Below are 5,773 nucleotides of genomic sequence, written 5' to 3' on the forward strand. Positions count from 1 at the left end.
GCAGGTAATGACTGTATCTCAAAACCTGGCCACAGAAGATATAGAACAATTCGTCACTTACCCTGTGGAATTAGCCATGGGAAATCTGCCGGGCGTTACAGAAATCCGTTCAGTATCCCGTTTCGGTCTTTCCGTGGTTACTATCGTATTTGAAGACGATATGGGGATATACAAACCCCGGCAACTGGTGCAGGAAAAGCTTAATGAGGTAAGGGATAAAATCCCTGAGAAATTTGGCAGCCCGTCTATGGGGCCTATAACCACGGGACTCGGTGAAATCTACCAATATACCATCAAGCCTAAGCCAGGATATGATACAGTCTATACCCCTACAGAGTTGCGAACCATTCAAGACTGGATAGTAAAACGGCAAATGACATTAGTAGATGGTGTGGTGGATGTCAATGCCTTTGGTGGAAAGATCAAGCAATATGAAATCGCTATCAATCCAGAAAAACTTAATGCTCTTAATGTATCCATCTCAGAAGTTTTTGAAGCCCTTCAGCGTAATAATGTAAATACTGGAGGGGCTTATATAGAGAAAAACAACATGGCCAACTTCATTCGTGGAGAAGGTCTTGTGCGTTCGCTTGACGACATTCGGGATATTCTGGTACGGAATGAAAACAACATTCCTATCACTATTGGCGATGTAGCTGAAAAGGTGCATTTTGGAAATCAGGTTCGCTATGGAGCATTCACCCAGGATGGCCAAGAAGCTGTAGGTGGAATGGTGTTAATGTTGAAAGGGTCAAACCCTAACTCGGTGATCCAGAATGTGCAGGAGCGCATGGAAAAAGTGCAGAAGTCTTTGCCTGAAGGCTTGGAAATAAAACCATTTCTTGATCGTAGTTCCCTGATTGAAAGAACTACCAGCACAGTAAAAACAAATCTTTTGGAAGGAGCACTCATTGTGATATTCGCCCTTGTAATATTACTGGGGAGTGTTCGTGGGGGTATAATCACTGCTACCACCATTCCTCTTTCCCTGCTATTTGCCTTTATTCTGATGAAGCAATTTAATGTATGGGCCAATCTGATGAGCCTGGGGGCTATTGACTTTGGGATTATCATTGATGGGGCAGTGATCATTATTGAAGGTACGGTATACGAGATACAGAAGCGGATCCGCTCGGGTAAAATCAAATTCAATCAGGGCGTAATGGATGAAGTGGCTTATGATGCCGGAAGTACCATGATGGGATCAGCATTTTTTGGACAGATAATCATTCTGATTGTTTTCGCTCCTATCCTTTTCCTCACCGGGGTTGAGGGTAAAATGTTCCAGCCTATGGCCTATACCTTCGGTTTTGCCATGATAGGTGCCATTATCCTTTGCCTCACTTACGTTCCTATGATGTCAGCTTTATTTATGAAGCCCATCCAGAACAAAAAGAACTGGTTTGGGAAGTTTGAACGCTGGCTGGAAAAAGTCAGTGATAAAATTATTGGGGGAATCCAATGGGCTTATTTGCCATTGCTTAAAGGTGCTTTAAGGTTCAAGACCATTGTCATCATTGTGGCTATTGTGTTACTAGGGCTTTCAGGATTCATTTTTTCACGTATGGGCGGAGAATTTGTACCCCAGCTGGATGAAGGGGATATCGCCATGCAGGCTTTGATACGTCCTGGAAGCGGATTGAGTGAAGCCATTGATGTTTCTACTAAAATTGAAACGCTTCTTCTGGACAACTTTCCTGAAATAAAAACTGCTGTAGCCAGAATCGGTGTAGCCGATATTCCTACCGACCCCATGCCGATGGACATAGCCGATATGTTTATCATCCTGGAAAAGGATATGGACAAATGGACAACAGTAGAAACAAAAGAAGAACTCATTGCAGAGATAAAGGAAATGCTGGATGAAAAACTGACGGGTGTCAACCTTGTTTTCAGCCAGCCTGTAGAGCTTCGTTTTAATGAGTTGTTGACTGGCGTGCGTGAAGATGTAGCTGTCAAACTCTATGGTGAAGATTTAGATGTACTTGCCCAAAAAGCTGAGCAAATGGCGGAAATAATCCAGACTATTCCAGGTGTGGGTGATGTAAATCCGGAACGAACTTCTGGTTTACCTCAAATGACCGTTCGTTACAACCGTAAAAAGATTGCCCAGTATGGACTGGACATTCAAAAGCTGAACGAATACGTGAGTGCCGCTTTTGCCGGAGGAGTAGCCGGGGTGATTTTTGAAGGAGAAAAGCGATTTGATATGGTCATCCGCTTTGATGAAAAACACCGAAGGAGCATTGATGACTTACGTACCTTATATATTGACCTGCCCGATGGTACACAAGTACCTATTAAAGAAGTAGCTGACATTAATTATGTGCCAGGCCCCATGCAGATTTCCCGTGATAATACTTTCCGCAGGACCTATGTGGGTGTCAATACCAGAGGGCGTGATGTAGAGTCAGTAGTAACGGATATACAAGAAAAATTAGATGCAGAGCTTGATCTCGCACCCGGTTACTATATCACTTATGGAGGTGAATTTGAAAATCTTCAACGGGCCAAAAGCAGGCTGCAGATCGTTGTGCCTATCGCACTCTTCCTAATCTTTGTGCTGCTATATTTTGCCCTACAGTCATTTTCACAATCTATTATGATTTATATGGCCATTCCCCTGGCTGCCATTGGAGGTGTTTTTGCGCTATGGTTGCGCGGGATGCCATTTAGTATTTCGGCAGGTGTAGGCTTTATCGTTCTATTTGGGGTAGCAGTGTTAAATGGGCTGGTACTGATCAACCGATTCAATTCCCTAAAGGAAGAAGGGGTCACCAGCATCAGAGACCGCATTCTTACCGGTACCAAAGAAAGGATCAGGCCGATCATGCTTACGGCTACTACAGATATATTCGGCTTCTTGCCGATGGCATTTTCAGGTTCTGCCGGAGCTGAGGTACAAAGGCCGTTAGCCACAGTGGTAATTGGTGGAATGCTTACAGCTACACTGCTTACATTGGTGGTGCTTCCGGTACTTTACACTTTTGTGGAAAGCAGAAGTGACAAAAGAAAAAGCCTGAAAGGGCCAAATGCCAACGTGATTATTGTACTGCTGGTTTGTGGAGGTCTATTCGGGCTGCCTGCCTTGGCCAATGCCCAAAACCAACAACAACCACAAGACAGTTTGCCAACGATCACGCTGGAGCAGGCCAGAAAACGTGCGGTAGAAAGCTATCCGAAAATCCAATCGGCAAGACTAGAGATAGAAAACCAGGAAGTGCTTAAGAAAACAGCCTGGGACTTTGGGAATACGCAGGTATTTACCGGAAAGGAAGAAGTGGGCAATGGCTCTGATGGAGTTTACACACAATTTGGAATTCAACAACAACAGATAGATGTGTTTGGAATAGCCCCAAGGCTGAAATTGCAAAAAGAACGGGTAGCACTTGCCGAGAAGGCACTTGACCTATCCGTCATTGAACTGGAGCGGGAAGTAAGCCAGGCTTGGGCCATGGTATATGCTACCAAAAACAACTACCAGGTTTATGAACAGTTGGATTCGGTATTTGCAGATATTGAAAGAGCGGCCAGGATTCGCTTGGAAACGGAAGCCACATCTAAACTGGAATATCTGGCTACTTCCAACCAGGCCAATCAGGTACAGATACAAAAAGAGCAGGCATATCGGGATTATCTGAGTGCCTTACAGCGCCTGAACCTTTGGTTTGCCAATGATACGTTGTATACCGTACCGGATGTCCCAACCAGTCAATTGGACGAACCGCTCAATTATGTAGCTGATTCATTGATGAACCATCCTTTGCTGAATGTATCAAAGCAACAGGTAGATGTAGCGGATGCCACCATAAAAGAGAGGCGTTCGCAGTTCTTGCCTCAATTACAGGGGCAGTATGGGCGACAGCAGATTGCCGGGCAATCTGGATTTTATCAGTACCAGGTAGGTGTCAGAATACCATTGCTCTTTGGCCCTGAGCTGGGCAGGACACAGTCGGCCAAAATCCAACGGGATATTGCTGGTCAAAACCTGCGACAAAACCAGTTGGAACTGAATGCCGCCTATCAGGACATGAGAGAACAATACCTGAAGTGGCTGAATTCATGGAACTACTACCTGGATGAAGCACTCCCGCTGGCTGAAGAGCAACGGGACGGAGCTATTTTGGCTTACCGGGAAGGGGCTATAGATTATGTCACCTTCCTGCAAAATATCCGGGATGCCATTCGCATAGAAGTTGATTCCTGGAATGCCTTTGGTAATTACCTGAATAGCCGCTACCAACTGGAATACTACTTAAGAACATCAAACTAAAAGTAAACTGATCATCAGATATAAAAATAGAAGCACAATGAAAAAGCAAATCATATATATAGTGGCACTGGTACTTATGGTATCGGTATTTACGGGCTGCGGCAGCAAGTCGGCTGAGAACTCCGGTGAAGCATCTCACGAAGAACACAATGAGGGCGAGGCTGGACACGCAGGTGAAGAAGGCGGACATGAAGGCGAAGAAGGAGAACATAGTGAAGAAGGAATGGCCGAGCTTCACCTTTCTGATATGAAATTTGAAAGTTTGGGTATTAAGGTAGATACCCTGCCAACCCGGGCTCTCTCGGGCGTGGTGGAAGCCAACGGCCAGTTGGAGGTACCACCACAGCATGAAGCAACTGTTACGGCCATATTGGGCGCTAATGTTACCTCCATCAAGGTGATTGAGGGCGATCAAGTAAACAAAGGTAAGGTGTTGGCGTATCTCTCACACCCAAACCTAAGCAAACTTCAGACAGATTATGTGCGGGCATACAGTCAACTACAGTTTCTGGAGAAGGAAAACCAACGGCAGAAAAGGTTGTACGAAGAGGAAGTGGGTTCCGGAAAAACCTATCAGCAAATTCAGGCGGACTATCAGGCCATGAAAGGAGAAGTGAAGGGCTACGAAGCACAGTTAAGGCAGCTTAGCCTCAACGTGGAGAAAGTCCAAAGTGGTGATATTTATCAGTATGTGCCTGTAGTAAGCCCTATTGATGGTTACATTGAAAAAGTGGAAGTCCAACTTGGGCAATATGTAGACCCGCAAACCGAGATGTTTATGATTGTCAATACTGACCACATCCATGCTGACCTGATGGTGTTTGAAAAGGATGTCCACAAAGTGAAAAAAGGACAAAAAGTATCCTTTACTGTGGAGTCAGTTCCAGGAAATACCCTAACTGCCAAAATTTATTCTGTCGGGAAGCAGTTTGAGCAAAACCCTAAAGCAGTCCATGTGCATGCGGAAATAGATCAAAAAGAGGATTTTCTTATTCCCGGCATGTACATCAATGGGAAAATTCGCACCGGAAATAACCCTGTAAAGGCTTTACCTGAAAGCGCGCTTATAGAGGAAGAAGGAAAGCCGTACATTTTCATGGCAGAAGCGCATGAAGAAGACGGAAAGACCGAATGGGCGTTTAAAGCCATAGAAGTGCGCACAGGTATCACCGAAGATGGTTGGGTAGAGATCAAATTATTGGAGCCACTTCCTGACGGTGCTCAGGTGGCATGGAATAACGCCTACTATCTGATCTCTGAAATGAAGAAAAGCCAGACTTCTCATAGTCATTGATTTAGTTGATTAGGCAAGGGCAGTTGGTAAATGTCATTTGCTAACTGCCAACTCTCAAATATTAAATTATAAAAAACAAACACATGAAATGAGCATAAACTTAGAGTCCTTAACATACCAACCAAGTATGAATAAGTTTATCGCGAATTCCATGTGACCGTTGGAATTAAACACATACACATGAAAGAAATAAAAGCATTTATAAA

The 5,773-nt window shown here is 44.4% G+C and carries 2 protein-coding genes; both read left to right on the forward strand.

Annotation, left to right across the window (positions count from 1 at the left end):
- Positions 1–4,273, forward strand: a 4,273-nt coding sequence (locus E1163_RS08975; RefSeq protein ID WP_155171103.1) for a CusA/CzcA family heavy metal efflux RND transporter, incomplete at its 5' end; no start/stop codon positions are given.
- 37 nt (positions 4,274–4,310) lie between these two features.
- Positions 4,311–5,567 (forward strand): efflux RND transporter periplasmic adaptor subunit, encoded by a 1,257-nt coding sequence (locus tag E1163_RS08980; protein WP_155171104.1) that lies wholly within the window; start codon positions 4,311–4,313, stop codon positions 5,565–5,567.
- Positions 5,568–5,773: the final 206 nt, after the last annotated feature.

This window comes from Fulvivirga kasyanovii (assembly GCF_009711405.1).
Taxonomy (GTDB): domain Bacteria; phylum Bacteroidota; class Bacteroidia; order Cytophagales; family Cyclobacteriaceae; genus Fulvivirga; species Fulvivirga kasyanovii.